Raw genomic sequence first — 26,236 nt, forward strand, 5'->3', positions numbered from 1 at the left:
CCATCCTGCACAATCGCCGGCGATGTTGCCCGCTGACCCGCTCCGCACCGCCGCGCACTTCGTCTTCGTCGTGGTGCTGGCCTTTGCCGCGGTCGCCCGTGCGGCCCCGCCGCCGAACCAGTTGATCACCCAGGCCCTTGCGGTGGCGAGCAACGCCGATCGCTTTCCGGAAGGCGACCCGTCGGCGATCACCGTCGCGCTGCCCGACGACTGGTCGGAAACGCACCCGCGCCATGACGGCGCGGTCTGGTATCGCGTCCACTTCGATCCGGGCCTGTCGCTGGACCGCACCGACCTGCTCGGCCTGTTCATCGAGCGCGCCTGCAGCCACCTCGACGTGTACCTGAACGGACAGCGCATCCACAGCAGCGGCCGCGCGTCCGATCCGGCCGCGCGCGACTGCCACTACCCGCAGCTCGCCTCGGTCCCCGGCGGACTGGTGCTGTCGCAGGGCAATGTGCTGGACCTGCATGTACGAGGCCACGCGCTGCAGAACGTCGCCTCGCGCGAGCGCGCCGGGGGCATGTCGGCGCTGCGCATCGGCGCCTACGACGACATGGCGGAGCTGCACGCCAGCGCGCTGCTCTCGAACGTGACGATGGTGAAGATCGTCAACCTCTCGCTGGCCATGCTGGGCATCGTGATGGTGGCGCTGGCGTGGGTGAACCGCCGCGATGCGCCGCTGGGCTACTTCGGGCTGATGGCCGTCGGCATGGCGCTGCTCTCCGCACGCGCTTGGTGGCGCAGCGTACCGCTGGACAACGCCACCGTCGAGTTCCTCGTCTGCCTGTCGTTCGCGCCGGTTCTCGCGCTGGCGGTGCAGTTCCTGCTCAGCTATGCGGGCGTGCGCTCACGCATGATCGAGGCGGCCCTGCTGGCGCAATGCGTGGTGCTGCCCATGAGCCTGCTGCTCGCCGGGCCAACCCGGTTGTTCGCGATGACCAGCGCTTGGTACCTGGTGCTCGCACTGGAGACGCTGGGCACGATGTTGCTGCACCTGCGCCTGAGCTGGCGCGACCGCAGCGGCGAGTTCTGGCCGATGGCGGTGACGCTGGCCGCCACCTCGGCGGTGCTGCTTTACGAATTGGCGGTGCAGCGCGGCTGGCTTCCGCTGCCGCCGGCGCCGCGCATGCAGGTGCTTGTGCCGCTGATCCTCATCGCCTTCGGGCTGCGCCTGCTGGTGCGGCGCGCCGGGGTGCAGGCGACTCCGGAGGTCGCCCGGCACGCCCTCGACGTGCGGGTTCGCGAGATCACCGGGGAGATCGAGCGCAGCCACGCGCAGCTGGCCGAGATGCGCATCGAGCAGGTCACCGCGAAGGAACGCAAGCGCATCGCCGCCGACCTGCACGACGACCTGGGTGCCAAGCTGCTGACCATCGTGCACACCAGCGAGAGCGAGCGCATCTCCACGCTGGCCCGCGAGGCGCTGGAGGAGATGCGCCTGTCCGTGCGCGGGCTGACCGGCAAGCCGGTACGACTGTCGGACGCGCTGGCCGACTGGCGCGCCGAGACGGTGATGCGGCTCGGCCAGGCGAACATCGAGATCGACTGGAAGAGCCTCGCCGAGGACACCGAGCAGGTGTTGCCGGCACGCGGCTACGTGCAGACCACGCGCATCCTGCGCGAGGCGGTGAGCAACATCATCAAGCACAGCGGTGCGTCCCACGTGAAGGTGCGCTGCGCGATTGCCGACGGACAGTTCGGCATCAACATCCAGGACAACGGCAAGGGCATCCCGATGGAGCTCGACGGCAAGCTCGACCGCGGCCACGGCATGTCGAGCATGAAGCACCGCGCCAAGCAGATGCAGGGCCAGTGCCTCGTGGAGTCCGGCCCGGGCTACGGCACCGTGATAAGGCTCACGCTGCCGCTGGGTCCGGAAGTCCCGGCTGCCCCCTCCCACTGATAGCATCTTTGCTCAGGGGCTCTTGCGCCCCGAGTGAGGGCTCACCATGAAGAACATCCTGCTTCTCGAGGACCTGCCCGAGATCCGTGCCTGGCTGAAGGTGCTGATCCACCAGGTCTTCCCGGACGCGCAGATCTCCGAATCCGCCCGCGTGCACGACGCGCTGGGCATGGTCAGCGCGGTCAAGTTCGACCTCGCGCTGATCGACCTCGGCCTGCCCGACGGTTCGGGGGTGGACGTGGTGGCGGCGCTGCGCGAGCAGCAGCCCGAGGCGCAGTCGGTGGTGGTGACCATCCACGACGACGACGAGCACCTGTTTCCGGCGCTGCAGGCCGGCGCCTTCGGCTACGTGCTGAAGGAGCAGGCGCGCGAGCTGATCGCCGAGCAGCTCAGCCGCATGAGCCAGGGCGAGCCGCCGCTGTCGCCGTCGATCGCGCGCCGCGTCATCGCCTACTTCGCCGCGCAGGCCAAGCCGCAGAAGGACACCATTCCGCACGTGCAGCTCACCGACCGTGAGAACGAAGTGCTGCTGCGCGTGGCCAAGGGCTTCACGCTGCCGGAAATCGGCGTGCAGCTGAACCTGTCGCGCCACACCATCGCCGACTACGTCAAGCAGATCTACCGCAAGCTCAACGTGAGCTCGCGCGCGGAAGCGGCGCTGGAAGCGCAGCGTCTCGGCCTGTTCGGCCGCGGCAGATGACGGCACGGGCGGGATAATCCCCGCCCATGATCGGACGCCTCACCGGAACGCTGGCGGAGAAGACGCCGCCGCAACTGCTCATCGACGTCAACGGCGTCGGCTATGAAGTCGACGTGCCGATGAGCACCTTCTACAACCTGCCCGGGCTCGGCGAGCGTGTCGTGCTATTGACGCACTTCGTGGTGCGCGAGGACGCCCAGGTGCTGTTCGGCTTCCTCACGCACGAGGAGCGCAGCACTTTCCGCCTGCTGGTGAAGATTTCCGGCGTGGGGCCGCGCACCGCGCTGTCCATCCTCTCCGGCCTGAGCGTGGCCGAACTCGCGCAGGCGGTGAGCCTGCAGGAGAGCGGCCGGCTGGTGAAGGTGCCGGGCATCGGCAAGAAGACCGCCGAGCGGCTGCTGCTGGAGCTCAAGGGCAAGCTCGGCGATGCGCTCGCCGCGCCCGCGGCCGTGAAGGGCGATGCGCAGGGCGATATCCTGCAGGCGCTCGTCGCCCTGGGCTACAGCGATCGTGAAGCCGCCGCCGCGCTGAAGGCGCTGCCCGCCGACGTGGGCGTCAGCGAAGGCATCAAGCTCGCGCTCAAGGCCCTCGCGCGCTGAGCGCCGTCAGTGCTTGGGCGCTGGCGTGGCCAGCGCCCTGACCGGCAGGTTCAGCTGCAACGTCTCGCGCTTGCCGTCCCGGGCCTCGAAAGTCAGCGTCACCGGAACGGTCTCGCCCGCCTTGAGCGGCTGCTCAATGCCCATCAGCATCAGGTGATGGCCCCCGGGCTTGAACTCGACAGTCTTGCCGGGCGGCAGTTCGAGCGACTCGATCGCGCGCATCGCCATCACGTCGCCCTGCATCACCATCTCGTGCACCTCTGCAACCCGGGCCACCGGCGTGCTCACGGCTACCAGCTTCGCGCCCTGTGGCGAGGTGATCTTCATGAACGCCCCGGTGGCGCGCTGGGGCGCCACCATGCCACGCACCCAGGCGTCCTTGACGGTGGTCTGTGCGTAGGCGGTCGCGCTGGCGAGCAGGCAGGCAGTGAACGTGAGCTTGAGAAGAGTCTTGTCCATGGTCGTGTTCAGGAAGCGCAGGCGCGGCACGGCGGTCGCCGCCGCGCAGAATCAATCGAGGAGGACCGGCATTCGGCCGGCCGCTGTCGCTCAGAGCCGTGCAGCGAGCGGCGGCGCGCGCGAGGGTGGCGCGGCCCAGGCGGTGGTGGTGGCAGCCGGCGTCGCATTCCGCGCCAGCGGCAGGGGATCGGGGCCCGGCGCCACGCACCGGCAGGTCGCGGCAGGGACAGGCGGCACGGCAACCTGGCCGGCCGGCGCGCAAAGCGGGCAATGCGCGAGGGTTGCGCCGGCTGCCTTGCCGCCCTCGACCGAGCACACCTCCGTCCAGGGCGTCGCCGGAGCGCTGGCCGCCAGCGCATGCGACAGCGTCGGCGCGAGCGCGAGCCCGAGCATCGCGACGAGCGCGACCCAAGCGGCATGATGGAAGCAGCGGCGGATGCGGTGCACGCCGGCATCTTAACCACCAGGGCCGTGCCCATAATTGCGCATGAGCATCCAGACCGACGATTTCGCCCCCGCGAGGCGGGTGGTCAGCGCGGCGCCCGCCTCGCCCAACGAGGAAGCGATCGAGCGTGCGCTGCGCCCCAAGGGCCTGGCGGATTACGTCGGCCAGGCCAAGGTGCGCGAGCAGCTGGAGATCTTCATCGGCGCGGCCAGGAAACGCGCCGAGGCGATGGACCACGTGCTGCTGTTCGGCCCGCCCGGCCTGGGCAAGACCACGCTGTCGCACATCATCGCCAACGAACTCGGCGTCAACCTGCGCCAGACCTCCGGCCCGGTGCTTGAGAAGCCCAAGGACCTGGCCGCGATCCTGACCAACCTCGAGCGCAACGACGTGCTCTTCATCGACGAGATCCACCGGCTCAGCCCGGTCGTCGAGGAGATCCTCTACCCCGCGCTGGAGGACTACCAGATCGACATCATGATCGGCGAAGGCCCGGCGGCGCGCTCGATCAAGCTCGACCTGCAGCCGTTCACGCTGGTCGGCGCGACCACGCGCGCCGGCATGCTGACCAACCCGCTGCGCGACCGCTTCGGCATCGTCGCGCGGCTGGAGTTCTACACCGCCGAGGAACTGGCGCGCATCGTGCACCGCTCGGCAGGGCTGCTCAACGTCGCCACCGACGCGGAGGGCGCCTTCGAGATCGCGCGCCGTTCGCGCGGCACGCCGCGCATCGCCAACCGGCTGCTGCGCCGCGTGCGTGACTACGTCGAGGTCAAGGGCGACGGCCGCATCGTCAAGGCGCAAGCCGAGATGGCGCTGCAGATGCTCGACGTCGATCCGCTCGGCTTCGACCTGATGGACCGCAAGCTGCTGGAAGCCGTGATCCACCGCTTCGACGGCGGGCCGGTCGGCCTGGACAACATCGCCGCGGCGATCGGCGAGGAGCGCGACACCATCGAGGACGTGATCGAGCCCTACCTGATCCAGCAGGGCTTCCTGCAGCGCACGCCGCGCGGCCGCATCGCCACGCTGGCGGCCTACCGGCACCTGGGTGTCACGCCGCCGAAGAACCAAGCCGCCGCGGCCGACCTGTTCGGCGAGTGATCGAACGCAGGCTCAGATCAGGTCTTCGATCACCAGCCGGTGGTATTTCTCGGCCAGCAGCGCGCCGTGCTCGCGCGCGGCGGCGGCCACCCGCTCGGCCTGCTCGTCCTCGGGCGCGAAGACGATCAGCCAGCTGGCGCCCTGCCCGGCGAGTTCCTTGTAGCGGCGCATCAGCGTGACCTCGTAGCCGAAGCCGGCGAAGTCGCTGGTGTACTGCAGCATGCGGTCCATCTCGTCGTTCTCCTCGGCCGCGGTGTATTCGAGGATGTCGTCGCGCTCGAAACCCTGTGCCTGCAGCGCCTGCACGGTGCGTGCGGCGCGGGTGTCGTCGGGCATCGCCAGGACCACGTGGCCGACCGGCTTGAAGGCGCCGAGCGACTGGGGATGATCCGCCTTGGTCATGCGCTTGAGGGCCATGATCGTCACCTCCTTGAAGGGTGTGCAATCACTGTACGCCGCGCTTGAGTGGCGTCAAGGCCGCCGGTCGGGCCCCAGGGCGCTCAGCGCGGGCCGCTGCGCTTCTTCTGCCAGGCCAGCAGTTCGCCGACGAAGCCGCGCCGGAAGGCGACCACGCAGACCACGAAAATCGCGCCGATGATCACCGTCACCCAGGAGCCGACACGGTCGGCCAGGAAATTCTGCAGCCCGATGATGGTGAAGGCGCCGATCACCGGTCCGGCGAATGTGCCCATGCCGCCAAGCAGCGTCATCAGCACCACCTCGCCGGACAGCGACCAGTGCGCGTCGGACAGCGTCGCGAAGCCGAGCACCACGGTCTTCAACGAGCCCGCCAGCCCGGCCAGGCCGGTGGACAGCACGAAGGCGAGCAGCTTGTACTTGTCGACGTCGTAGCCGAGCGAAACGGCGCGCGGCTCGTTCTCGCGGATCGCCTTGAGCACCTGGCCGTAGGGCGAATGCACGATGCGCACGATGAACAGGAACACCGCGACGAACACCGCCAGCACGACGAAGTACAGCACCGTGTCGTTGGCCAGGTCGATCAGGCCGAACAGCTTGCCGCGCGGCACGCCCTGCAAGCCGTCCTCGCCGCCGGTGAAGGGCGCCTGCAGCCAGACGAAGTAGACCATCTGCGCCATCGCCAGCGTGATCATCGCGAAGTAGATGCCCTGGCGGCGGATGGCGATCAGCCCCACCACCAGCCCGATCGCCGCGCCGAACAGCGTGCCGCCGATCACGCCCAGTTCGGGGGTCCAGCCGGCACTCTTGATCAGCCAGCCGGTGCCGTAGGCCGCGGCCCCCAGGTAGGCGGCGTGGCCGAAGTACAGCAGCCCGGTGTAGCCGAGCAGCAGGTTGAAGGCGCAGGCGAAGATCGCGAAGCACAGCGCCTTCATCATGAAGATCGGGTACAGGCCGACGAAGGGCGCGGCGATCAGGATCGCCAGACCGACCCCCCAGGCGATGCGGCCGAGGCGTTCGGTCGTCATCACTTCTCCTTCCCGAACAGGCCGGCCGGCCGGATGATCAGCACGATCGCCATGATCACGAACACCACGATGTTCGAAGCCTCGGGATAGAACACCTTGGTCAGGCCCTCGATGATGCCCAGCGCCAGGCCGGTGAGGATGGAGCCGAGAATCGAGCCCATGCCGCCGATCACCACCACTGCGAAGACGACGATGATCAGGTTGCTGCCCATCAGCGGCGTGATCTGGATGACCGGCGCGGCGAGCACGCCGGCGATCGCCGCCAGCCCGGCGCCGGCCGCGTAGGTGAGCATCACCATCAGCGGCACGTTGACGCCGAAGGCCTGCACCAGCGCCGGGTTCTCGGTGCCGGCACGGAGGTACGAGCCCAGCCGCGTACGCTCGATCAGGAACCAGGTGCCGAAGCAGACGAGCAGCGAGGCCAGCACCACCCAGGCGCGGTAGTTCGGCAGGATCATGAAGCCGAGGTTGGTGGCGCCCTGCAGCAGTTCGGGCACGGCGTACTGCTGGCCCGACACGCCGAACTGGTCGCGGAAGATGCCCTCGGCGATCAGCGACAGGCCGAAGGTCAGCAGCAGGCCGTAGATCGGGTCGGTCTTGTAGAGCTGCTTGAGCAACGTGCGCTCGATCACCAGTCCGAGCGCACCGACGACGATCGGCGAGACCACCAGCGCGAGCCAGTAGTTCATGCCGAAGTGCTCGAGCCCGATCCAGGCCACGTAGGCGCCCATCATGTAGAGCGCGCCGTGGGCGAAGTTGACGATGCCCAGCGGCCCGAAGATCACCGCCAGTCCGAGGCTGAGCAGCGCATAGAACGAGCCGTTGACCAGCCCGAGCAGCAGCTGGCCGAGAAAGGCCTGCAGCGGGATGCCGAAGATCTCCATGACGTGCGGAGCGTCGTCAGATCAGCCGATCACTTCCACAGCGCGCACTTGGACTCGGCCTTGGTCGTCCAGGCGGCCTCGCCCTTGATCGTCTCGGCGACGTTGTAGTAGTCCCAGGGCTCGGTCGACTTGTCCGGCGACTTCACCTGCATCAGGTACATGTCGTGCACCATGCGGCCGTCCTCGCGGATCTAACCGCCCTTGGCGAAGACGTCGTTGATCTTGGTCTTGCGCATCTGCGCCAGCACCTTGTCGCCGTCGTCGCTGCCGGTGGCCGTCACCGCGTTGAGGTACTGCAGCGTGGCCGAGTAGTCGCCCGCCTGGATCGACGAAGGCATGCGCTTCATCTTGTCGAAGAACTTGCGGCTCCAGGCGCGCGCCTCGGGATCGCGGTTCCAGTACCAGCTGTCGGTCAGGTACATGCCCTGCGTGGTCTTCAGGCCGAGCGAGTGGATGTCGTTGATGAAGATCAGCAGGCCGGCCAGCTTCATCGTCTTGGTGACGCCGAACTCGTTGGCCGCCTTGATGGTGTTGACCGTGTCGCCGCCGGCGTTGGCCATGCCGAGGATCTGCGCCTTGCTCGACTGCGCCTGCGGCAGCAAGGAGGAGAAATCGCTCGCGTTCAGCGGGTGCTTGACCTGGCCGACGATGGTGCCGCCGGCCGCGGTGACGACCTTGCTGGTGTCGTTCTGCAGCGCCGCGCCGAAGGCGTAGTCCGCCGTCAGGAAGAACCAGCTCTTGCCGCCGGCCTTGACGACCGCGTTGCCGGTGCCCTTGGACAGCGCGACGGTGTCGTAGGCCCAGTGCACCGTGTACGGCGTGCACTGGTCGTTGGTCAGCGCCGAGGTGGCCGCGCCGACGACCAGGAAGGGCTTGTTCTTCTCCGCCGCCACCTTGGACATGGCCAGCGCGGTGCCGGAGTTGGTGCCACCAATCAGCATGTCCAGGCCCTGGGTGTCGAACCATTCGCGCGCCTTGGCCGCGGCGATGTCGGCCTTGTTCTGGTGGTCGGCAAACAGCACCTCGATCTTCTTGCCGGCGACCGCGCCGCCCATGTCGGCGATGGCCATCTTGATGGCCTCCACGCCGCCCTGGCCGTCGATGTCGGCATAGACGCTGGACATGTCGGTGATGAGGCCGACCTTGATCACGTCGCCCGAGACCTGTGCCTGGGCGCCCGACAGGGCCGCGAACGAGAGGGCGCAGGCGGCAGCGATCTTCTTGAGCTTCATGGTGTTCTCTCCGTGGGTTGAGCGGGCGGGGAATCGACCTCTTGGCGTCAGACGCCGAGGTACTCGTGGAGGCGCTCCAGGCGCGCCGGCAGTTCGGACTGGGTGAACTCCTGGATCACCTGGCCGTGCTCCATGACCAGGAAGCGGTCGGCCAGCGGTGCAGCGAAGCGGAAGTTCTGCTCGACCATCACGATGGTGTAGCCCTGCTGGCGCAGCGCGACGACCATCTCGGCGAGCTTCTGCACGATCACCGGGGCCAGGCCCTCGGAGATCTCGTCGAGCAGCATCAGGCGCGCGCCGGTGCGCAGGATGCGCGCCACCGCCAGCATCTGCTGCTCGCCGCCGGACAGGCGCGTGCCCTGGCTGGAGGCCCGCTCCTGCAGGTTGGGGAACATCGTGTAGATCTGCTCGACGCTCATGCCGCCTTCGGCGAGCCTGGGCGGCAGCAGCAGGTTCTCCTGCGCCGAGAGGCTGGAGAAGATGCCACGCTCCTCGGGGCAGTAGCCGATGCCCAGCCGCGCGATGCGGTGCGTGGCCAGGGCGATCGCCTCGGCGCCGTGCACCTTGATCGAGCCCTTGCGGCTGCCGGTCAGGCCCATGATCGCGCGCAGCGTGCTGGTGCGCCCGGCGCCGTTGCGGCCGAGCAGCGTCACCACCTCGCCCTCGTCGACGTGGAAATTCACGCCGTTCAGCACGTGCGACTCGCCGTACCAGGCGTGCAGGTCTTTCACTTCGAGGAACCGGGTGGCCATGTCAGTGGGCTCCCTTCAGTTCCACGTTGGCGCTGCCCATGTAGGCCTCGATCACCGCCGGGTTCTTGGCCAGCTGCTCGTAGGGCCCTTCGGCCAGCGTGGCACCGCGGGCCAGCACGGTGATGGTGTCGGCCAGGCTCGCCACCACGCTCATGTTGTGCTCGACCATCAGCACGGTGCGGTCGGCGGCGACCTTGCGGATCAGCTGCTTGATGCGGTCGACGTCTTCGAGGCCCATGCCCTGCGTCGGCTCGTCGAGCAGCATCAGCTTGGGCTCCATCGCCAGCGTGGTGGCGATTTCCAGCGCGCGCTTGCGGCCGTAGCTCAGCTCGACGGCGGTCAGGCCGGCGTACTTGCCGAGGTCCACCGCTTCGAGCAGTTCCATCGCGCGGCCGTTGAGCAAGTCGAGCGTTCGCTCGGCGCGCCAGAAGTGGAGCGAGGTGCCGAGCTTTCGCTGCAGGGCCACGCGCACGTTCTCCAGCACCGTCAGGTGCGGGAACACTGCCGAGATCTGGAACGAGCGGATCACGCCGCGGCGCGCGATGTGCGCCGAGCTCTCGCGCGTGATGTCGGTGCCGTCGAAGACGATGCGCCCCGTCGTCGGCACGAGAAACTTGGTCAGCAGATTGAAGCAGGTGGTCTTGCCCGCCCCGTTCGGCCCGATCAGCGCGTGGATGCTGCCGCGCTTGACCTTGAGGTTGACCTGGTTGACGGCCACGAAGCCCTTGAACTCCTTCGTCAGGTCGTGCGTCTCGAGGATGATGTCGTCGGCCATGCTCAACTCTCTTGCCCCTGCGGCTGCCGGCCGCCGAGACGCTGCGTCAGCGTGCTCGCGGCACGCAGCACGGTCTCGCGGTGGGCCGCGACGGCCTCGTCGCCGAGCGTGGTCTTGTTCAGGCACACGCCGATGCCGGCTACCGGATGCGCAGCAGCGTCGAACACCGGCGCGCCGATGCAGTAGACGCCGGCGCGCACGCCCTCGTCATCGATGCTGTAGCCTCGCCGGCGGGTGAGTTCGAGTTCGCCGAGCAATTCGTCCACGCTCGCCGGCCCGCGCCGGTTCATCGGCGCGAGCTCGGCAATGCCGAGGCGCTGGCGGACCGTCTCTGGCGGCTGGAAGGCGAGCATGGCCTTGCCGGTGGCCGCCAAGTGGGCGGGCAGGCGCATGCCGACGTTGAAGGCCAGCCCCAGCGGCCGCCGGCCGTTGCGCGCGGCGATGTAGACCACGTCGCGCCCGTTGAGCACGGACAGGATGATGGTTTCCTCCGGCTCGGCGTCCATCCACAGCGCATTGAACTCCTGCGTGATGCCGGTGCCCGCCACGAAGGCCTCGGCCAGCGGCATCACGCCAGGTCCGATGCGGAAAGCTCCGTCGTCCTGCCGTTGCAGGTAGCCGAAGCGCAGCAGCGTGCTGCACAGCCCGTGAACGCTGCTTTTCGGCAGTTCAAGCTCGCTGGCCAGCCGCGCCAGGCTCATCGGCTCTCGCCGCTGCGCCAGCCGATCGAGCAAGGCCAGCGCGCGCGACACCGCCGGCACCAGCGCCGGGGCGGCGCGGGCTGGGGAGACGGAATCGTGGCTGCGCAGGCGCATGGGGGGCAATGGCGTTGTTCAATGGGCTGAACGACTTTCAGCCAATCGAACGACCCCAGTGCAGGGAGCGCGCCGCGCCGTGTCGCCCTCTTCGCGGGTTATCGCTCTGAGGGATTGCCCGCGGTGTTGGCGACGCGCGGCGTGCAGATCCGGCCCACCCACCACAACGCCGCCACCACGGCCGCCGAGCCACCCGCCAGCGACAGCGGGCCGAGACGATGGGAATGCCACAGCAGCCAGGCCGTGGCAGCGAGCAATGCAGCGAAGAGCACGCCGGCCTGACGGGCCGCGGCCGGTGCGATCGGCGGGTCGTAGCGAGTCACTGCGGCGATGTCGAACGCCGGCTTGGGCCAGCGCGCCTCGACGTCGGCCGGCCGCCAGCCTGGCGGCGCGAACCACACGCGAAGCTTGTCGGCCCAGGAGGCGGCGTGCCAGGAGTCCTTCGCCAGCTCCGCATAGACCTGCAGGTTGGCCCACAGCGGGTTCCAGCTGCGCAACGGCGAGCGCGTGCCATAAATGCACGGCTCGCGGTCGTCCTCTTCGGCGTAGGTGCCGAACAGACGGTCCCAGACGATCAGGATGCCGCCGTAGTTGCGGTCGAGGTAGCAGTCGTTCACCGCGTGGTGCACGCGGTGGTTGCTCGGCGCGCAGAACCAGCGGTCGAACCAGCCCAGGCGGCCGATCTGCTGCGTGTGCACCCAGTACTGGTAGAGCAGGTCGATCAGCGCGACGACCGCGAACACCAGCGGCGGCACGCCCGCCAGCGCCATCGGCAGGTAGAAGATCCAGCCGGCCAGCCAACCGCCGCTGGTCTGGCGCAGCGCCGTGGACAGGTTGTAGTCCTCGCTCTGATGGTGCACCGCATGCGGCGCCCAGAACAGCGCGATGCGATGGCCGGCGCGATGGTGCCAGTAGTAGAAGAAGTCGTAGGCGACCAGCGCACCCAGCCAGACCCAGGGCGAATCGGCAGGCAGCGAAGCGATCGCGAGATGGGCGTGCACCGCGCCGTAGATGCCCACCGTCAGCGCGGTGACGAACAGCCCGGTGAGCTGGCTCATGATCCCCAGGCCGATGCTGTTCAGTGCGTCGCTCAGCCGGTAGGTGTCGCGCCCGCGTGCCCGGCCGACGAGGACCTCGATGCCGATCAGCGCCAGGAACACCGGCGTGGCCAGCACGATGACCTGCGGCCCGGTCAGCGCCATCGCAGGTCAGTGGCGCCCGGCCGTTCCGAAGCCACGCAGCGCCCCTTCGGGAGGCGTCGGGCGAAGTGTGCCGGGGGGCTTCATCTCAGCGGATGCAGCCGCGCGCGTCCACCGGCCAGATCGCCTCGACGCGACCCGACTCCAGCCCGCCGCGCACGACGACGTAGTGGTCGTGCAGGTTGACCGTTGGGTCGCAATGGCCCGGGATCAGCCAGACGGTCTCGCCCAGCGCGGGCAGCGCGTCGCTGCCGCGGCGGCGCAGGATGCCGTGCTCGTCACCGCCGTTGATGAACTCGAGATCGAGACCGCGCACGCGCGGCGGCCCCGAGTCGATCGCATGCGACTTGTGGCCGGCGTCGACCACCGCATGCGAGGTGCCGGCGCTCATCACCTGGGCCTTGACGAACAGCGCATGCTCGAAGGCCGGCGCGTGCGGCGCAGCGTGGTTGTCGGCGTAGTCGCGGTCCATGAAGACGTAGCTGCCCACCTGCAGTTCGCCGTACAGGCCGCTGGCTGCCTCTAGCACGAAGGTGCCGGTGCCTGCGCCGGTGACCAGCGGGCAGGCGATGCCGGCGGAGGTGACACCCGCCTGCGCCGCCCTGGCCTGGCCGACCGCGTGACGGATCGCCGTCTCGCGCTCGGCCGGCGTGCGCAGATGCTGCGCCCGGCCGTGATACGCCTGCAGACCGGCGAAGCGCAGGCCGTGCGAGACCACCTGGTGCGCCAGCGCCACCGCGGCCGCCGGCGCGACGCCGCAGCGGCCGTGGCCGACGTCGACCTCGACGAACACGTCGGCCATCGTGCCCGCGGCCTTCAGCGCCGCCGCCAGGCGGTCGATGCCGAGCGCCGAATCGACGGCGAGCGAGAGCCTCGCGCGACCGGCCAGCGCGGCGAGCTCGGCGAGCTTGGCCGCGTCGATGACCTCGTTGCTGATGTAGATGTCGGCCACACCTGCCGCGGCCAGTGCCTGCGCCTCGGAGAGCTTCTGCACGCACACGCCCACCGCGCCGGCGGCCATCTGCAGCTGCGCGATCGCCGCGCTCTTGTGCGTCTTGGCGTGCGGCCGAAGCCGCATGCCGTGCTCGCGCGCATAGCCGGCCATGCGCTGGACGTTGCGCTCCAGCGCGTCAAGATCGATCACCAGCGCCGGTGTGGCGATCGCCGCGACAGGATCACCCGTCCGGGCCGCGGCGCCGACGCTCATGCCGCCTTCCCCAGCGCGGCGCGATTGACCCCGGCATCGCTGAATTCGTCGTGCACCTGCGCATCGAGATGCCCGGTGTCGGCCCAGCCGACCAGCGTCAGGCCCTGCGGGGTATGCAGCAGGCGGTTGATGCTCGCGTTGCCGAGTTGCCAGGAACGCGGCGCGCGCAGGTCGACGCGGGTGGCGGCGCGGTAGAGGCAGTCGAGCACGCCGCCATGCGCGACGAGGGCGAGCACCTCGCCCGGATGCCGCTCGGCCAGCGCGGTGACGCAGGCCACGCAGCGGTCGTAGAACGCGGACAGGGTCTCGCCGCCCTCGGGCCCGAACCCCGGCTCGCGGCGGCGCCAGCGCTCGCTCTGCACCGGATGGTCGCGCTCGATCTCGGCCCAGGTCAGGCCCTCGAAGACGCCGAAGGCGCGCTCGCGCAGTCCCGGCTCGGGCTGGGGCGCGACGCCGGTGACCGCGGCCAGCGGCTGCGCGGTCTGCCAGGCGCGCTGCAGGTCGCTGGCGTAGATGCGGGTCACGCCTTCATCGGCCAGCGCCGCAGCCAGGCGCTGCGCCTGCCACTGCCCCTTGTCGTTGAGCGGCACGTCGAGCTGGCCCTGGATGCGGGTGTCGACGTTCCAGGCCGTCTCGCCGTGCCGGATGGCGACGATGCGGGTGATCTCCCCATCCAGCGGGTCGGGCATGGCCTGGCTCACGTCGCGAGGCGGCGATTGAGCGTGTAGGTGCCGGAGTAGGTGGCCTCGGCAAGAACATGCGGATAGATGGCCTGGCGCACCTGAGGGCCGGTGAACGTGCCCTCGATCGGCGCGCGCGCCACGTCCAGCGCATACAGCGTGAACACGTAGTGATGCACCAGCGAATCGTTGAAGGGCGGGAACGGGCCGTCGTAGCCGAAGTAGTTGCCGCCCATCTCGGCGTCGCCGGCGAACCAGCCGGTGTAGTCGTTCAGGCCGTGGCGCGCGCCATGCAGCGTGGCCGGGCCGCTCTTGCCGCGCGCCGTGAAGCCGCGGCTGAACTCGCCCTCGGCAATCGCCTGCAGCGTCGGCGGCAGGTCGACCATCACCCAGTGAAAGAAGTCGACGCGTGGCAGATCCTCGGGCACCTCGCGGTCGGGCTTGTTGACGTCGTCGCCCTTGCTGGGCACGTCGAAATCGTGGCAGATCAGCGCGAAAGACTTCGTCCCCGCCGGCACCTCGCTCCACGACAGGTGCGGGTTGAGGTTGTCGGAGAAGCCGACACCGCCGTCGGCGAGCTGGCCCGCGGCGTAGCGCGCGGGGATGCGGTCGCCGTCGACCCAGCTGTCGCTGCAGAGCTTCATGAGTTCCTCCTCAGATCAGACACCCCAGACAATGTCCTTCCCGGCAGTGTGCGCGCGCTTCATCATCTCGATCATCGGCCAGGCGCGCTGGCGCAGCGATACGCCCTCGCGCGGCGGCAAGGTGCGACCTTCGGCCTCGGCCTCGCGCTCGGCCCGAGCCCGAGCGGCTTCTTCGTCGGCCACGGCGCGCTCGATCGCGGCCATCGCCGCGGGCATCGCCGCCGGTTCGATGATGCCCTGGGTCGCCGGCTCCTTGCCGATGATGCGCAGCACCTGGTCGCCCGAGGGGCCCATCATGATGAGATCGCCGGCAGCCTTGGACTTGAACTTGTAGATCATGGCTCGCGTGCGGATGCGTACATGTAGCCGCGGTTGAACGGATAAGCCGATTGTGCCCCCCTCAGCGCACCGCCCGCCACGTTGCCGTCGGGCCTCGACGCGAGCATCTGGTAGAGCGCGATCCAGCCCTGCTCGAAGCTCATCGCGCTGCCGGCGAGGTACATGCGAAAGGCACGCGCGACACGCTCGCCCGCGATGCGGCGTGCCGCCTCCATCTGCGCCTCCAGGCCGTCGCTCCAGGCCCACAGCGTGCGCGCGTAATGCGGACGCAGGTTCTCCACGTCCAGCGGCTCGAGGCCCTGCTCGGCCAACGTGCGCATCACCTGCGAGACGTGCAGCAATTCGCCACCGGGGAAGATGTAGCGGTCGATGAAGTCTCCCATGCCGGCGCCGAGCTGGTCGTTGCGCGTGCCGCCGGCGGTGATGCCATGGTTCATCAGCAGACCGCCGGGCCGCAGCAGGCGCTGGATCTTCGCGAAGTAGGCTGGCAGCTGCGCCAGGCCGACATGCTCGAACATGCCCACTGAAGCGATCTTGTCGAAAGGCTCGTCCTCTGGCAGATCGCGATAGTCTTGCAACTGCATCGTCACCCGCCCACGAAGGCCGCGCTGCTCGATCAGCGCGTTGACGTGCGCATGCTGGTGACGCGACAGCGTGATGCCCTCGGCACGCACCCCGTACTGCTCGGCGGCCCAGAGAAGCAGGCCGCCCCAGCCCGCGCCGATGTCCAGGAAGCGTTCACCCTCGCGCAGCATCAGCTTGCGGCAGATGTGGTCGAGCTTGGCCTCCTGCGCCTGCGCCAGCGTCATCGCGCGCTCGCGGTAGTAGGCGCAGGAGTAGACCCGCCGCGGGTCCAGCCAGAGCGCATAGAAGTCGTCCGACACGTCGTAGTGGAACTGCACCTGCTTCGCGTCGGTCTCCGGGTGGTGGCGCTGGCGCGAGCGCACCTGGCGCCACAGCTGGCGCCACCAACTCAGCGCCGGCAGGGGTGTGGCCAACTCGCGCGGGTCGGTGCCCACGATCTGCGCCGCGATTGCCATCAGGTCGCGCAGCGTACCGTCGAAGTCGAGCCGACCTTCGACGTAATCCTCGCCGATGCGGCCGATATGACCACTGGCGAGATGCGCCAGCGTGGACCACTGCTGCAGCCTCAGCGTCACCACGGCCGACTCGGGGCCGAAGCGCTGACCGCCGGGCAGTTGCAGGGCGAGGGGTAGCGACAGGCCGGCGAGCCGGCGTTCCAGGACGGCGTCGAGAGCACCCATGCGAGACCTCCTTGCGCCGGGACTCTAGCGGCGGGAGCCTGTTCGCGACAGTGCGTCGGCTCAATCCCCCGAGGCGGCGGCGGGGAAGTCGTGGCCCTCGCCCGCGCGGTGCCTGTGCAGCGCCACCGCGCGATGGTCCGCGGGAGGCGGGAGCAGCGCTCCGAAGTCAGTGGCCACCAGGGCGGGCGCGAACAGAAATTCCTGGAAGTCGTGGCAGCCGGAACGCAGCAGGAACTGGCGCTGCGCCTCGGTCTCCACGCACTCGGCAATCACCTGCAGGCCCAGCGCCCGGCCGAGGTTGACGACGGCATTGACGATGCACGCGTCTCTGGCGTCGCCCAGCAGGTCGGTGATGAAGCTGCGGTCGATCTTCAGCCGGCCGATCGGCAGCCGCTGCAGGTAGCCGAGGCTGGAGTAGCCGTGCCGAAGTCGTCGATGGCGAGATGTGGCGCGTCACCGGTACGGTCGTGCTATCGAAGCGGCGCACCAGACTGACTGAAGCGAGCGGCGCGCGTGCGCCGGCGGAGGCTTCTTCCCAGAAGCACAGGTCCTCGGGGGTGGCAGCCAGCGCCAGCGCGGTGTGGCTGACCAGCTGCGGTGGGTCGCAGCCCAGCAGTCTCGCGGCAACCGCGTTGGCGGCGATCACGCGCTGCGATTCGGCCTCGACCACCCACACGGCGTTCGGCAACGCCTCGATCAGCGCCTGCCAATCAGGCGCCGCGCTCACGCCGGATCGTCGGCGCCGCGGGCCGGTTCGAAGAAGTAGGCGACGCGCGGGCGGGGCGACAGGTAGGCGAGCGTGGTGGGCGGCAATTGCTGCGGGCGCAGGCTGCGGCGGATGCCCAGTCCCTCGGTCTTCTCCAGGTCGAGGATCAGCGCCTCGTCGCGCGGCACCTTGGGCTCGTGCACCATCACGCGCGGCTTCAGCGGGCGGCTGGAGTTCACCGCCACCACCAGCGCGTAGCGGTCGTCGGTGAGCTGCACCGCCGAACCCGGCGGGTAGACACCCATCATCTTGATGAAGGCGCCGAGGATCGCGGTGTCGAACTTGGCCTTGCTCTGCGCGAACAGCATCGACAGCGACTCGTGCGGCGTCAACGCCCTGGCGACGATGTGCGGATTGCACAGGTTGTCGTACCGATTGACCAAGGCGACGATGCGCGACAGCGCACTCATGCGGTCGGTGTTGAGGTTGAGCGGAAAGCCGCTGCCGTCGGCGTGCTCGTGGTGCTGTGCGATGACCAGCTTCGCGCCGGGGCTCAGGCCCATATTGCGCGCCTGAGCGATGCCGAAGGCGACGTGCTCCTCGTACAGGCGCAGCTCGGCAGCGCTGAAATGATCTTCGCGGTGTCGCACTCGGTCGGGCAGTTCGAGCTTGCCGACGTCGTGCATCAGCGCGCCGACGGCGAGGTCGTGCATGTCGGCATCGGCGAGGCCGAAGGTACGACCCATCAACATCGAGATCAGCGTGACGTTCAACGCATGGGCCGACGTCTTCTCGCCCGCCGCCTCGGACAGCAGCCGGATGCACAGTTCGTCTTCGCCGAGCATCTTCTCGGCCAATGCCCTGGCCAGCGCTCCAACCTGCACGCCTGCGTCCGCCGGCCGGATGGGCACGAGGTCAAAGGCCTGCTTGAGCTCGCGCGTCGCCTCGGCGAACTGGCGTTCGCACAGCTGCAACGCGGCACGTTGTGCGGCGAGCCTTCGCTTCAGTTCGTGGCTGGCCTTCGCCTCCGGCGAATCCTCGCGGGTCGCGGCCGAGACCGGCCGCGCTGCCAGGCCGGACTTGGTCGCCGCGACCGGTTCCGCCGCGCGCTCGTCCTCGCGTGCGAGGTCGCTGTGCTGGCTGCTCCAGCGCACCCGCTTCAGCCCGAGCGCACGGAGCGTCCCGATCTGCTCCTCGGAGACGATGCGAAAGCTGCTCAGTGGAACGGGGTGAGCCAGCCAGCCGAGGTCCAGGTGAACGAACATGCCTACACGCAGGGACGCGACGTCGATGGTTTCGTGGGCGGTGGCAGTGGACATGGTGAGACCGGTACAGCAGCCCCAGCGGGACTTGCCAGGGTTTCGGCAGCCGAGCCGACCGACTTGAGCGGCCGCTTGCACATTCGCGCCGGATGGCCCTATACTGTTCCATAGTAGAACTTGAGTTCTACTGGCGAACTTTCTGCTCCTAGCCACCGCATCCAGTTCATGATCGACAAGTGCGTCAGCGACCCCGTCGCCGCCCTCGCGGACGTGCCGGACGGCGCGACGGTGATGATCGGCGGCTTCGGCGGTGCCGGTCAGCCGGCCGCGCTGATCGAGGCGCTGATCGCCCAGGGCGCGCGCGAGCTCACCATCGTCAACAACAACGCGGGCAACGGCGAGACCGGGCTGGCCGCGCTGCTCAAGGCCGGGCGGGTGCGCAAGATCGTCTGCTCCTTCCCGCGCCAGGCCGACTCGCAGGTGTTCGACGCGCTCTACCGCGCCGGCAGGATCGAGCTGGAACTGGTGCCGCAGGGCAACTTGGCCGAGCGCATCCGCGCCGCGGGTGCCGGCATCGGCGGCTTCTTCACGCCGACCGGCTACGGCACGGATCTCGCGCGCGGCAAGGAGACGCGCGAGATCGGCGGCCGCATGCACGTGCTCGAGTCGCCGCTGCACGCCGACGTCGCGCTGATCCAGGCCGAGCGAGGCGACCGCTGGGGCAACCTCGTCTACCGCAAGACGGCGCGCAATTTCGGACCGATCATGGCCACCGCCGCCACGCTGACCATCGCCGCAGTGCACGAGGTCGTGCCCCTGGGCGGGCTCGACCCCGAGCACATCGTCACACCGGGGATCTTCGTGCAGCGGATCGTGAAGGTGCCGCGATGAAACGTCGGAACCGCGACCAACTGGCCGAGCGCGTGGCGCGCGACATCCCCGAAGGCGCCTATGTGAACCTGGGCATCGGACTGCCCACGCGGGTGGCCAACCACCTTCCGCCCGATCGGGAGGTGATCCTGCACAGCGAGAACGGCGTGCTCGGCATGGGCCCGGCACCGGCGCCCGGGGAGGAAGATCCCGACCTGATCAACGCCGGCAAGCAGCCGGTGACGCTGCGGCCCGGCGGCGCCTTCTTCCACCATGCCGACTCCTTCGCGATGATGCGCGGCGGCCACCTCGATCTGTGCGTGCTCGGCGCGTTCCAGGTGTCGGTGAGGGGCGACCTGGCCAACTGGCACACCGGCGCGCCCGACGCGATCCCCGCGGTTGGCGGCGCGATGGACCTGGCCATCGGCGCGAAGAAGACCTGGGTGATGATGGAACACCTCACCAAGTCCGGGCAGAGCAAGATCGTCGCGCAGTGCAGCTACCCGCTCACCGGCATCGCCTGCGTGAGCCGAATCTACACCGACCTCGCCGTGATCGACGTGACGCCGCAGGGGCTGACGGTGATCGAGATCATCGACGGACTGACCCACGCCGAACTGCAGCGTCTCACCGGCGTGCCGCTGAATGCCTGAATCCGAACCGGAGACACCATGACCCACGCCTTCATCTGCGACGCCCTGCGCACGCCCATCGGCCGCTACGGCGGCGCCCTCTCGTCGGTGCGAACCGACGACCTTGCCGCCGTGCCGCTGAGGGCGCTGATGGCGCGCCACCCGAACCTCGACTGGCAGGCGGTGACCGACGTGATCTTCGGTTGCGCCAACCAGGCCGGCGAGGACAACCGCAATGTCGCGCACATGGCCAGCCTGCTCGCCGGCATGCCGGTCGAACTGCCGGGCGCGACCATCAACCGCTTGTGCGGCTCGGGCATGGACGCGGTGGGGACCGCCGCGCGCGCCATCAAGAGCGGCGAGGCCGAACTGATGATCGCCGGCGGCGTGGAGAGCATGAGCCGCGCACCCTTCGTGATGCCGAAGGCGGAAAGCGCCTTCAGCCGTGCCAACGCGGTCTACGACACCACCATCGGGTGGCGCTTCGTCAACAGGCTGATGAAGCAGATGCACGGCGTCGACTCGATGCCGGAGACGGCCGAGAACGTGGCCGCCGACTTCGGGATCGAGCGAGAGGCGCAGGACCGCATGGCGCTGGCCTCGCAGCTGAAGGCGGTGGCGGCGCAGAAGGCCGGCTTCTTCGACGCCGAGATCACGCCGGTGACGGTCACACAGAAGAAGGGCGACCCGATCGTCGTCGGCAAGGACGAGCATCCGCGCGAGACCAGCCTGGAGTCGCTGGCCAAGCTCAAGGGGGTGGTGCGTCCCGACGGCACCGTGACGGCGGGCAATGCCTCGGGCGTGAACGACGGTGCCTGCGCGTTGCTGCTCGCCGGCGAGGCGGGCGCCTCGCGCCACGGCCTGTCGCCGCGTGCCCGCGTCGTCGGCATGGCCACCGCCGGCGTGCCGCCGCGCATCATGGGCTTCGGCCCTGCACCGGCCACGCGCAAGCTGCTGGCGCAGACCGGCCTGACACTGGCGCAGATGGACGTCATCGAACTGAACGAGGCCTTCGCCGCGCAGGGCCTGGCGGTGCTGCGCGATCTCGGTCTCGCCGACGACGATCCGCGCGTCAACCCGAACGGCGGCGCGATCGCACTCGGCCATCCGCTGGGCGCCAGCGGTGCCCGCCTCGTCACCACTGCGGTCAACCAGCTGCACCGCATCCAGGGCCGCTACGCGCTGTGCACCATGTGTATCGGCGTCGGCCAGGGCATCGCACTGATCGTCGAGCGGGTGTGATCGCCACGGCCGAGATCGAAGCTGCGGCGGCGCGAATCGCGCCGCACGTGCGTCGCACGCCGCTGTGGACGCTGCCCAGCGTGGCGCTGGGCCTGACCGGTCCGCCCTTCGAGGTCTGGCTCAAGCTCGAGCAGCTGCAGGTTTCGGGAAGCTTCAAGGCGCGCGGCATGTTCAATCGCCTCCTCGCCAACCCCCTCCCGACTGCCGGCGTGATCGCCGCCTCGGGCGGCAACGCCGGCATCGCCACCGCCACCGCGGCACGGGCGCTGGGTGCGCCGGCAGAGATCTTCGTGCCCACCGTGATCTCGCCGGCCAAGCGCAAGCGCTTGGAAGGGCTGGGCGCGCGCGTGGTGGTCACCGGATCGGTCTATGCCGACGCTCTGGCCGCCTGCGAGCAACGCCAACGCGAAAGCGGCGCGCTGATGACGCATGCCTACGACCAGCCCGAAGTACTGGCAGGTGCCGGCACGCTGGCGCGCGAGATCGAGCAGCAGGCGGGTCTGCCCGATGCGTTGCTCGTCAGCGTCGGCGGCGGTGGGCTGGCGGGAGGCATCGCCTCCTGGTTCGGCGGTCGCACGCGCATCGTCGCGCTGGAACCCGAAGGTGCGCCGACGTTGCACGCCGCACTGGCCGCCGGCGCACCCGTCGATGTCGAGATCAGCGGCCTCGCCGCCGACGCGCTTGGCGCAAAGCGCATCGGTTCGCTCGCTTGGGCGGTGGCGCAGCGCCATGCCATGGAGTCACTGCTGCTGAGCGATGACGCCATCCTCGACGCACAGCGCTGGCTCTGGCAGTCGTTCAAGCTCGCGGTGGAGCCGGCCGCGGCCTTGCCGCTCGCCGCGCTGCGTGGCGGCGCCTGGCGACCGCGCGAGGGGCAGCGCGTCTGCCTCGTGCTGTGCGGCGCGAACGTGGATCCGGCAACGCTGACCTGATCGCTCGCGCAACCGATGCCGCGACGGCAGCGCTGGCCATCGGCGGTGCTGGTGGGGGGGCGCCGCCATGCCGGCCGATGCCTCGTTGACGGCATCGCTGGCTGCCTTCCGCACTGCCAAACGATGGGGTTCAAGGGGACCCATCGGCGCTTCGACAGCGCCCGCCTCGGTCAGACCGGCGCCAAAGCGGCGCGCGGCTTCGTGCGTGGTGCCACGCGTGACAGCACGCGGCCGAGCGCGGCCACCGCCTCCTCGACCTGCGCGCGCTCGATGACCAGCGGCGGCGCAAGGCGCACCACGGTGTGGTGGGTGTCCTTGGTCAGCACGCCTTCGTCCATCAGCGCCTCGCAGACAGCACGGGCGCTGGCGAAGGCCGGGTCGATCTGCACGCCGACGAGCAGGCCTCTGCCCCGGATGTCGAGGATCGCCGGATGGCGCAGCGCCTGCAGTGCGACCGTCAGATGCTCACCCTGCTCCCGCGCGCGCTCGGCGAGGCGCTCGTGCGCCAGCGTCTGCAGCGCCGCCAGGCCCACCGCGGCGGCCAACGGGTTGCCGCCAAAGGTGCTGCCGTGGTCGCCGGGGCCGAACTGCGCCATCACGTCCTCACGTGCGAGGAAGGCGCTCACCGGCAACAGCCCTCCGCCCAGCGCCTTGCCCAGTGTGAGTCCGTCGGGCTTCACGCCTTCGTGGTCGCAGGCGAGCATCGTGCCGGTGCGGCCCAGGCCGGTCTGCACCTCGTCACAGATCATCAGCACGCCGTGCCGCGTGCAGATCTCGCGCACGGCGCTCAGGTAGCCGGCCGGCGGCACGACGATGCCGGCCTCGCCCTGGATCGGCTCGACGATGAAAGCCGCGGTGTCGGGCGTGATCGCCGCTTCCAGCGCCGCCGCGTCGCCGTATGGCACGCGCGCGAATCCCGGTGCGAAGGGGCCGAATCCGTCGCGATATTGCGCCTCGCTGGAGAAGCCGACGATGGTGGTGGTGCGGCCGGCGAAATTGCCCTCGGCCACGAGGATGCGCGCGCGCCCCTCGGGCACGCCCTTGACCTTGTAGGCCCACTTGCGTGCGGCCTTGATCGCGGTCTCCACCGCCTCGGCGCCGGAATTCATCGGCAGCGCGCGGTCCATGCCGGTGGCTTGTGTCAGCGCCTGCAGGAAGGCGCCGAGCCGGTCGGTGTGGAAGGCGCGCGAGGTCACCGCAAGACGCTGCGCCTGTTCGTTGAGCGCCGCGAGCAGCGCCGGGTGCCCATGGCCGAAGCTCACCGCCGAGTAGGCCGACATCATGTCCAGGTAGCGGCGGCCTTCGGTATCGAACAGCCAGACGCCCTCGCCACGCGTCAGCACGACCGGCAGTGGGTGGTAGTTGCGGGCGCCGTGGCGCGTTTCGAGTTCGATGGGGTCGGGAAAAGCGCTGCGCGTGCGCAGTGCGGCGGCGCGGGCGGTGGTGCTCATGGCGGATCGGTCCTGCAGTCTGTCGGTAGACGCACTGTAGGCCGCAAGGCAGGAAATGTGCTTTCGACTGCTTGCACGGTTGCACCAAAGAATGCAAGCTTCGTGCACTGATCAAGTCACACTCCATGAATGAACTCGATCTTGACGCCATAGACCGCAAGATCCTGGCGACGCTGCAGGCCGAGGGGCGCGCCACCAACGTGGATCTGGCGGCACGCGTGCATCTCTCCGCCCCGCAATGTTTCCGCCGCGTGCGCGCGCTGGAGGAGCGGGGCGTGATCCGCCGCTACGCCGCGCAGGTGCAGCCCGAGGCTGTCGGCTTGGGTGTGATGGCCTATGTCAGCCTGAACATCGCCGGCCAGCAGTTCGGCCGCGTGCGCGAGATCGAGGCCAGCATCCGCAGCTTTCCGCAGATCCTTGAATGCCATACGGTCTCCGGCGACAGTGATTACTTGCTCAAGGTGGTGGCGCGCGACCTGAAGAGCCTGTCGCAGTTCCTCACCGACGGGCTCATGCAGGTGCCGGGCGTGGATGACGTGCGCTCGATGATCTGCCTGGAAGAGATCAAGGCCCCGTCACCGATGCCCGTCGGCGACTGAAACATTTGCGCGATGAGCGCGCGCAAGTTTGCTTTTTGAACATTCGCGAAGGCTTTGCCGGTAAATTGACCTGGCTCACGAGACCCTTCGCATGCTGGCCCCGCTCCCCCTCGACGACTCGACCGCGCACCATGCGCCGCAGCGCCGCGACCTGGTCGCCGGGCTGGAGAAGGGCCTGGCGGTGATCTGCGCCTTCGACCAGGAACGCCCGCTGCTGTCCGTCACCGAGGTGGCCGAGCGCTGCGGCCTGACGCGCGCCGCCGCTCGCCGCTACCTGATCACGCTGGAGCACCTGGGCTATGTGCGCAGCGAGCGCGGGCGCTGGTCGCTCTCCGCCAAGGTGCTGCGCTTGGCGCAGAGCTATATGCATTCCGGCCGCCTGCCGCGCGTGGTGCAGCCCGAACTGCACCGGCTCGTCTCCGCGCTGAAGGAGGCCTCCTCGGCTGGTGTGCTCGACGGCGACGATGTGATCTGCATCGCTGCACTGACGGCGGGCCACCTGGTGTCGAGCACACTTCAGCCGGGCACGCGCGTGCCGGCCTGGTGCACCGCCAACGGCCGCGTGCTGCTCGCCGCGCTGTCCACTGCGCACCGAGATGCCTGGCTGGCCAGCCGCTCCTTCGCGCCGCGCACGCCGTACACCGTTACCGATCCACAGCGCCTGGGCGCCGAGCTGGCGCGCGTGCGCGCCCAGGGCTACGCGCTGGTCGACCAGGAACTGGAGATCGGCCTGCGCACGATCTCCGTGCCGCTGGAAAGCAGCGACGGCCAGGTGCTCGCCGCGATCAACGTGAGCGCACATGCGGCACGCCGCTCCGCCGAACAACTCGTCGACGAATGCCTGCCCGCGCTGCGCCAGACCCAGGCGACGCTGCGCCGGCAACTCTGACCCACCCGCACCAGGAGACTGACCATGAAGACCCAGGTCGCCATCATCGGCGCCGGCCCCTCCGGCCTGCTGCTCGGCGCGCTGCTGGCCAAGGCCGGCATCGATGCCGTGATCCTCGAGGCAAAGAGCCCGGACTATGTGCTCGGCCGCATCCGCGCCGGCGTGCTCGAGCAGGTCTGCGTCGACCTGCTGGACAGCGTGGGCGTCGGTGCGCGCATGCACCGCGAGGGCCTGGTGCACGGCGGCTTCGAGCTCGCCTTCGGCGGCGCCCGCCACCGCATCGACATGAAGGGGCTCACGGGCGGCAAGCAGGTGATGGTCTACGGCCAGACCGAGGTGACGCGCGACCTGATGGACGACCGTGCTGCGAAGGGCCTGACCACCGTCTACGAGGCCGCGGACGTCAGCCTGCACGACTTCGACGGCAGCAGGCCGAAGGTGCGCTACCGGAAGGACGGCGCCACGCACGAGATCGAGTGCGAGTTCATCGCCGGTTGCGACGGCTACCACGGCGTCAGCCGCGCCAGCGTGCCGTCCTCGGCAATCCAGAGCTTCGAGCGGGTCTATCCGTTCGGCTGGCTGGGGGTCCTGTCGGACACGCCGCCGGTCGCGCACGAGCTGATCTACTCCAATCACGAACGTGGCTTCGCGCTGTGCAGCATGCGCTCGCTGACGCGCAGCCGCCACTACGTGCAGTGCTCGCTGGACGACAGGGTGGAGGACTGGTCGGACGACGCCTTCTGGGACGAACTGCGCCGTCGCCTCGACCCCGAGGCGGCCGAGTCGCTGGTGACGGGCCCGTCGATCGAGAAGAGCATCGCGCCGCTGCGCAGCTTCGTCGCCGAGCCGATGCGCTTCGGCCGCCTCTTCCTCGCCGGCGACGCCGCGCACATCGTGCCGCCCACCGGCGCCAAGGGCCTGAACCTCGCCGCCACCGATGTCGGCTACCTCGGCGCGGCACTGGCCGAGTTCTACAACGTCAAGTCCAGCGCCGGCATCGACAGCTACTCGCAGCGCTGCCTGCGTCGCATCTGGCGCGCCGAGCGCTTCTCCTGGTGGTTCACCAGCCTGATGCACAAGTTCCCGGACACCGGCGCCTTCGGCCAGAAGATGCAGGCCGCGGAGCTGGACTACCTGGTGAACTCGGTGGCCGCCTCGACGACGATGGCCGAGAACTACGTCGGCCTCCCCCTGTAGCTTGCG

27 protein-coding genes and 3 pseudogenes are annotated in these 26,236 nt (G+C 69.3%); 11 read left to right on the plus strand and 19 right to left on the minus strand.

Features of this window, described 5'->3' with window-relative positions; genetic code table 11:
* The first annotated feature begins 22 nt into the window (after nucleotides 1-22).
* Genes Q0599_RS25650 through ruvA form a run of 3 tightly spaced genes read left to right on the plus strand, consistent with a single transcriptional unit; the run spans nucleotide 23 to nucleotide 3,205 of the window.
* Complete coding sequence (locus tag Q0599_RS25650) at nucleotides 23-1,906, plus strand: ATP-binding protein (protein WP_298835567.1); 1,884 nt, start codon at nucleotides 23-25, stop codon at nucleotides 1,904-1,906.
* A gap of 46 nt (nucleotides 1,907-1,952) precedes the next feature.
* A complete protein-coding gene (locus Q0599_RS25655) occupies nucleotides 1,953-2,606 on the plus strand; it encodes a response regulator transcription factor (RefSeq protein ID WP_298835569.1) in 654 nt (217 codons plus the stop codon).
* A gap of 26 nt (nucleotides 2,607-2,632) precedes the next feature.
* Nucleotides 2,633-3,205, plus strand: a complete 573-nt coding sequence (gene ruvA / locus Q0599_RS25660) for a Holliday junction branch migration protein RuvA (protein WP_298835571.1) — start codon at nucleotides 2,633-2,635, stop codon at nucleotides 3,203-3,205.
* Nucleotides 3,206-3,211: 6 nt separating this feature from the next.
* On the opposite strand, the gene Q0599_RS25665 is transcribed toward ruvA, so the two are convergent.
* A complete protein-coding gene (locus Q0599_RS25665; RefSeq protein WP_298835573.1) occupies nucleotides 3,212-3,664 on the minus strand; it encodes a copper chaperone PCu(A)C in 453 nt (150 codons plus the stop codon).
* Between the two features lie 90 nt (nucleotides 3,665-3,754).
* Nucleotides 3,755-4,111 carry a DUF2946 family protein gene (locus Q0599_RS25670; protein ID WP_298835575.1) on the minus strand — a complete coding sequence of 119 codons (357 nt, stop codon included), beginning with the start codon at nucleotides 4,109-4,111 and terminating at the stop codon, nucleotides 3,755-3,757.
* A 40-nt stretch (nucleotides 4,112-4,151) separates the two neighbouring features.
* On the opposite strand from Q0599_RS25670, the gene ruvB reads away from it, so the two are divergent.
* Nucleotides 4,152-5,213 (plus strand): Holliday junction branch migration DNA helicase RuvB, encoded by a 1,062-nt coding sequence (ruvB, locus tag Q0599_RS25675; protein ID WP_298835577.1) that lies wholly within the window; start codon nucleotides 4,152-4,154, stop codon nucleotides 5,211-5,213.
* A gap of 12 nt (nucleotides 5,214-5,225) precedes the next feature.
* Here ruvB and Q0599_RS25680 read toward each other — a convergent pair whose 3' ends face one another.
* The 16 genes and pseudogenes from Q0599_RS25680 to Q0599_RS25750 all read right to left on the minus strand — a co-directional run bounded on the left by Q0599_RS25680 (nucleotide 5,226) and on the right by Q0599_RS25750 (nucleotide 18,475).
* Nucleotides 5,226-5,630, minus strand: a complete 405-nt coding sequence (locus tag Q0599_RS25680) for a hypothetical protein (protein WP_298835579.1) — start codon at nucleotides 5,628-5,630, stop codon at nucleotides 5,226-5,228.
* A gap of 83 nt (nucleotides 5,631-5,713) precedes the next feature.
* Complete coding sequence (locus Q0599_RS25685) at nucleotides 5,714-6,658, minus strand: branched-chain amino acid ABC transporter permease (RefSeq protein ID WP_298835581.1); 945 nt, start codon at nucleotides 6,656-6,658, stop codon at nucleotides 5,714-5,716.
* Nucleotides 6,658-7,542, minus strand: a complete 885-nt coding sequence (locus Q0599_RS25690; RefSeq protein ID WP_298835583.1) for a branched-chain amino acid ABC transporter permease — start codon at nucleotides 7,540-7,542, stop codon at nucleotides 6,658-6,660. The genes Q0599_RS25685 and Q0599_RS25690 overlap by 1 nt, the downstream gene beginning before the upstream one ends.
* A gap of 29 nt (nucleotides 7,543-7,571) precedes the next feature.
* Nucleotides 7,572-8,774, minus strand: a pseudogene (locus Q0599_RS25695) (ABC transporter substrate-binding protein).
* 47 nt (nucleotides 8,775-8,821) lie between these two features.
* Complete coding sequence (locus tag Q0599_RS25700; RefSeq protein ID WP_298835585.1) at nucleotides 8,822-9,526, minus strand: ABC transporter ATP-binding protein; 705 nt, start codon at nucleotides 9,524-9,526, stop codon at nucleotides 8,822-8,824.
* Nucleotide 9,527: 1 nt separating this feature from the next.
* Nucleotides 9,528-10,301, minus strand: a complete 774-nt coding sequence (locus Q0599_RS25705; protein ID WP_298835587.1) for an ABC transporter ATP-binding protein — start codon at nucleotides 10,299-10,301, stop codon at nucleotides 9,528-9,530.
* A 2-nt stretch (nucleotides 10,302-10,303) separates the two neighbouring features.
* Nucleotides 10,304-11,116: an IclR family transcriptional regulator gene (locus tag Q0599_RS25710; RefSeq protein ID WP_298835589.1), complete on the minus strand. Its 813-nt coding sequence runs from the start codon at nucleotides 11,114-11,116 to the stop codon at nucleotides 10,304-10,306.
* 200 nt (nucleotides 11,117-11,316) lie between these two features.
* Nucleotides 11,317-12,318, minus strand: a pseudogene (locus Q0599_RS25715) (sterol desaturase family protein); the annotation flags it as partial.
* 85 nt (nucleotides 12,319-12,403) lie between these two features.
* Complete coding sequence (locus Q0599_RS25720; RefSeq protein ID WP_298835591.1) at nucleotides 12,404-13,522, minus strand: DSD1 family PLP-dependent enzyme; 1,119 nt, start codon at nucleotides 13,520-13,522, stop codon at nucleotides 12,404-12,406.
* Nucleotides 13,519-14,211, minus strand: coding sequence for a histidine phosphatase family protein (locus Q0599_RS25725; RefSeq protein WP_298835593.1), 693 nt, complete (start codon nucleotides 14,209-14,211; stop codon nucleotides 13,519-13,521). The genes Q0599_RS25720 and Q0599_RS25725 overlap by 4 nt, the downstream gene beginning before the upstream one ends.
* Nucleotides 14,212-14,219: 8 nt before the next feature.
* Nucleotides 14,220-14,846 carry a YbhB/YbcL family Raf kinase inhibitor-like protein gene (locus Q0599_RS25730; protein WP_298835595.1) on the minus strand — a complete coding sequence of 209 codons (627 nt, stop codon included), beginning with the start codon at nucleotides 14,844-14,846 and terminating at the stop codon, nucleotides 14,220-14,222.
* Nucleotides 14,847-14,861: 15 nt separating this feature from the next.
* Nucleotides 14,862-15,185: a DUF1840 domain-containing protein gene (locus tag Q0599_RS25735; RefSeq protein ID WP_298835597.1), complete on the minus strand. Its 324-nt coding sequence runs from the start codon at nucleotides 15,183-15,185 to the stop codon at nucleotides 14,862-14,864.
* Entirely contained in the window at nucleotides 15,182-16,450 is a 1,269-nt protein-coding gene (locus Q0599_RS25740) for a class I SAM-dependent methyltransferase (protein WP_298835599.1), read from the minus strand. Before Q0599_RS25740 ends, Q0599_RS25735 begins: the two co-directional genes overlap by 4 nt.
* A 60-nt stretch (nucleotides 16,451-16,510) precedes the next feature.
* Complete coding sequence (locus Q0599_RS25745) at nucleotides 16,511-16,849, minus strand: EAL domain-containing protein (protein WP_367180992.1); 339 nt, start codon at nucleotides 16,847-16,849, stop codon at nucleotides 16,511-16,513.
* A 199-nt stretch (nucleotides 16,850-17,048) separates the two neighbouring features.
* Nucleotides 17,049-17,177: pseudogene (locus Q0599_RS26245) on the minus strand (PAS domain-containing protein); the annotation flags it as partial.
* Entirely contained in the window at nucleotides 17,174-18,475 is a 1,302-nt protein-coding gene (locus Q0599_RS25750) for an HD domain-containing phosphohydrolase (protein ID WP_298835601.1), read from the minus strand. The gene Q0599_RS25750 and the pseudogene Q0599_RS26245, both read right to left, overlap by 4 nt.
* Nucleotides 18,476-18,643: 168 nt before the next feature.
* Here Q0599_RS25750 and Q0599_RS25755 point away from each other — a divergent pair, with 168 nt between their 5' ends.
* Genes Q0599_RS25755 through Q0599_RS25770 form a run of 4 tightly spaced genes read left to right on the plus strand, consistent with a single transcriptional unit; the run spans nucleotide 18,644 to nucleotide 22,094 of the window.
* A complete protein-coding gene (locus Q0599_RS25755; RefSeq protein WP_298835603.1) occupies nucleotides 18,644-19,309 on the plus strand; it encodes a 3-oxoacid CoA-transferase subunit A in 666 nt (221 codons plus the stop codon).
* Nucleotides 19,306-19,941 (plus strand): 3-oxoacid CoA-transferase subunit B, encoded by a 636-nt coding sequence (locus Q0599_RS25760; protein WP_298835605.1) that lies wholly within the window; start codon nucleotides 19,306-19,308, stop codon nucleotides 19,939-19,941. The genes Q0599_RS25755 and Q0599_RS25760 overlap by 4 nt, the downstream gene beginning before the upstream one ends.
* Before the next feature lie 18 nt (nucleotides 19,942-19,959).
* Nucleotides 19,960-21,162, plus strand: a complete 1,203-nt coding sequence (pcaF, locus tag Q0599_RS25765) for a 3-oxoadipyl-CoA thiolase (protein ID WP_298835607.1) — start codon at nucleotides 19,960-19,962, stop codon at nucleotides 21,160-21,162.
* Nucleotides 21,159-22,094, plus strand: coding sequence for a threonine/serine dehydratase (locus Q0599_RS25770; protein WP_298835609.1), 936 nt, complete (start codon nucleotides 21,159-21,161; stop codon nucleotides 22,092-22,094). The genes pcaF and Q0599_RS25770 overlap by 4 nt, the downstream gene beginning before the upstream one ends.
* A 170-nt stretch (nucleotides 22,095-22,264) precedes the next feature.
* Here Q0599_RS25770 and rocD read toward each other — a convergent pair whose 3' ends face one another.
* Entirely contained in the window at nucleotides 22,265-23,545 is a 1,281-nt protein-coding gene (rocD, locus tag Q0599_RS25775) for an ornithine--oxo-acid transaminase (RefSeq protein ID WP_298835611.1), read from the minus strand.
* Nucleotides 23,546-23,670: 125 nt separating this feature from the next.
* On the opposite strand from rocD, the gene Q0599_RS25780 reads away from it, so the two are divergent.
* The 3 genes from Q0599_RS25780 (at nucleotide 23,671) to pobA (ending at nucleotide 26,230) form a co-directional block, all read left to right on the plus strand.
* Nucleotides 23,671-24,144 (plus strand): Lrp/AsnC family transcriptional regulator, encoded by a 474-nt coding sequence (locus Q0599_RS25780; protein ID WP_298835729.1) that lies wholly within the window; start codon nucleotides 23,671-23,673, stop codon nucleotides 24,142-24,144.
* A 91-nt stretch (nucleotides 24,145-24,235) separates the two neighbouring features.
* Nucleotides 24,236-25,033, plus strand: a complete 798-nt coding sequence (locus Q0599_RS25785; protein ID WP_298835613.1) for an IclR family transcriptional regulator C-terminal domain-containing protein — start codon at nucleotides 24,236-24,238, stop codon at nucleotides 25,031-25,033.
* Between the two features lie 24 nt (nucleotides 25,034-25,057).
* Nucleotides 25,058-26,230 carry a 4-hydroxybenzoate 3-monooxygenase gene (gene pobA / locus Q0599_RS25790; protein ID WP_298835614.1) on the plus strand — a complete coding sequence of 391 codons (1,173 nt, stop codon included), beginning with the start codon at nucleotides 25,058-25,060 and terminating at the stop codon, nucleotides 26,228-26,230.
* The last annotated feature ends 6 nt before the right edge of the window (nucleotides 26,231-26,236 follow it).

Source organism: uncultured Piscinibacter sp. (assembly GCF_937952055.1).
Classification (GTDB): Bacteria; Pseudomonadota; Gammaproteobacteria; order Burkholderiales; family Burkholderiaceae_C; genus Piscinibacter.

Excerpts from the sequence above, each read along its gene's own strand:
- ruvB (WP_298835577.1), top strand. The coding sequence starts at position 4,152 with ATGAGCATCCAGACCGACGATTTCGCCCCCGCGAGGCGGGTGGTCAGC.
- Q0599_RS25735 (WP_298835597.1), bottom strand. The coding sequence starts at position 15,185 with ATGATCTACAAGTTCAAGTCCAAGGCTGCCGGCGATCTCATCATGATG.
- Q0599_RS25755 (WP_298835603.1), top strand. The coding sequence starts at position 18,644 with ATGATCGACAAGTGCGTCAGCGACCCCGTCGCCGCCCTCGCGGACGTG.
- Q0599_RS25720 (WP_298835591.1), bottom strand. The coding sequence starts at position 13,522 with ATGAGCGTCGGCGCCGCGGCCCGGACGGGTGATCCTGTCGCGGCGATC.
- Q0599_RS25760 (WP_298835605.1), top strand. The coding sequence starts at position 19,306 with ATGAAACGTCGGAACCGCGACCAACTGGCCGAGCGCGTGGCGCGCGAC.
- pobA (WP_298835614.1), top strand. The coding sequence starts at position 25,058 with ATGAAGACCCAGGTCGCCATCATCGGCGCCGGCCCCTCCGGCCTGCTG.
- Q0599_RS25705 (WP_298835587.1), bottom strand. The coding sequence starts at position 10,301 with ATGGCCGACGACATCATCCTCGAGACGCACGACCTGACGAAGGAGTTC.
- Q0599_RS25730 (WP_298835595.1), bottom strand. The coding sequence starts at position 14,846 with ATGAAGCTCTGCAGCGACAGCTGGGTCGACGGCGACCGCATCCCCGCG.
- Q0599_RS25700 (WP_298835585.1), bottom strand. The coding sequence starts at position 9,526 with ATGGCCACCCGGTTCCTCGAAGTGAAAGACCTGCACGCCTGGTACGGC.
- Q0599_RS25725 (WP_298835593.1), bottom strand. The coding sequence starts at position 14,211 with ATGCCCGACCCGCTGGATGGGGAGATCACCCGCATCGTCGCCATCCGG.
- Q0599_RS25680 (WP_298835579.1), bottom strand. The coding sequence starts at position 5,630 with ATGGCCCTCAAGCGCATGACCAAGGCGGATCATCCCCAGTCGCTCGGC.
- Q0599_RS25710 (WP_298835589.1), bottom strand. The coding sequence starts at position 11,116 with ATGCGCCTGCGCAGCCACGATTCCGTCTCCCCAGCCCGCGCCGCCCCG.
- Q0599_RS25750 (WP_298835601.1), bottom strand. The coding sequence starts at position 18,475 with ATGTCCACTGCCACCGCCCACGAAACCATCGACGTCGCGTCCCTGCGT.
- ruvA (WP_298835571.1), top strand. The coding sequence starts at position 2,633 with ATGATCGGACGCCTCACCGGAACGCTGGCGGAGAAGACGCCGCCGCAA.
- Q0599_RS25655 (WP_298835569.1), top strand. The coding sequence starts at position 1,953 with ATGAAGAACATCCTGCTTCTCGAGGACCTGCCCGAGATCCGTGCCTGG.
- pcaF (WP_298835607.1), top strand. The coding sequence starts at position 19,960 with ATGACCCACGCCTTCATCTGCGACGCCCTGCGCACGCCCATCGGCCGC.
- Q0599_RS25685 (WP_298835581.1), bottom strand. The coding sequence starts at position 6,658 with ATGACGACCGAACGCCTCGGCCGCATCGCCTGGGGGGTCGGTCTGGCG.
- Q0599_RS25740 (WP_298835599.1), bottom strand. The coding sequence starts at position 16,450 with ATGGGTGCTCTCGACGCCGTCCTGGAACGCCGGCTCGCCGGCCTGTCG.
- Q0599_RS25690 (WP_298835583.1), bottom strand. The coding sequence starts at position 7,542 with ATGGAGATCTTCGGCATCCCGCTGCAGGCCTTTCTCGGCCAGCTGCTG.
- Q0599_RS25665 (WP_298835573.1), bottom strand. The coding sequence starts at position 3,664 with ATGGACAAGACTCTTCTCAAGCTCACGTTCACTGCCTGCCTGCTCGCC.
- Q0599_RS25780 (WP_298835729.1), top strand. The coding sequence starts at position 23,671 with ATGAATGAACTCGATCTTGACGCCATAGACCGCAAGATCCTGGCGACG.
- Q0599_RS25785 (WP_298835613.1), top strand. The coding sequence starts at position 24,236 with ATGCTGGCCCCGCTCCCCCTCGACGACTCGACCGCGCACCATGCGCCG.
- rocD (WP_298835611.1), bottom strand. The coding sequence starts at position 23,545 with ATGAGCACCACCGCCCGCGCCGCCGCACTGCGCACGCGCAGCGCTTTT.
- Q0599_RS25650 (WP_298835567.1), top strand. The coding sequence starts at position 23 with ATGTTGCCCGCTGACCCGCTCCGCACCGCCGCGCACTTCGTCTTCGTC.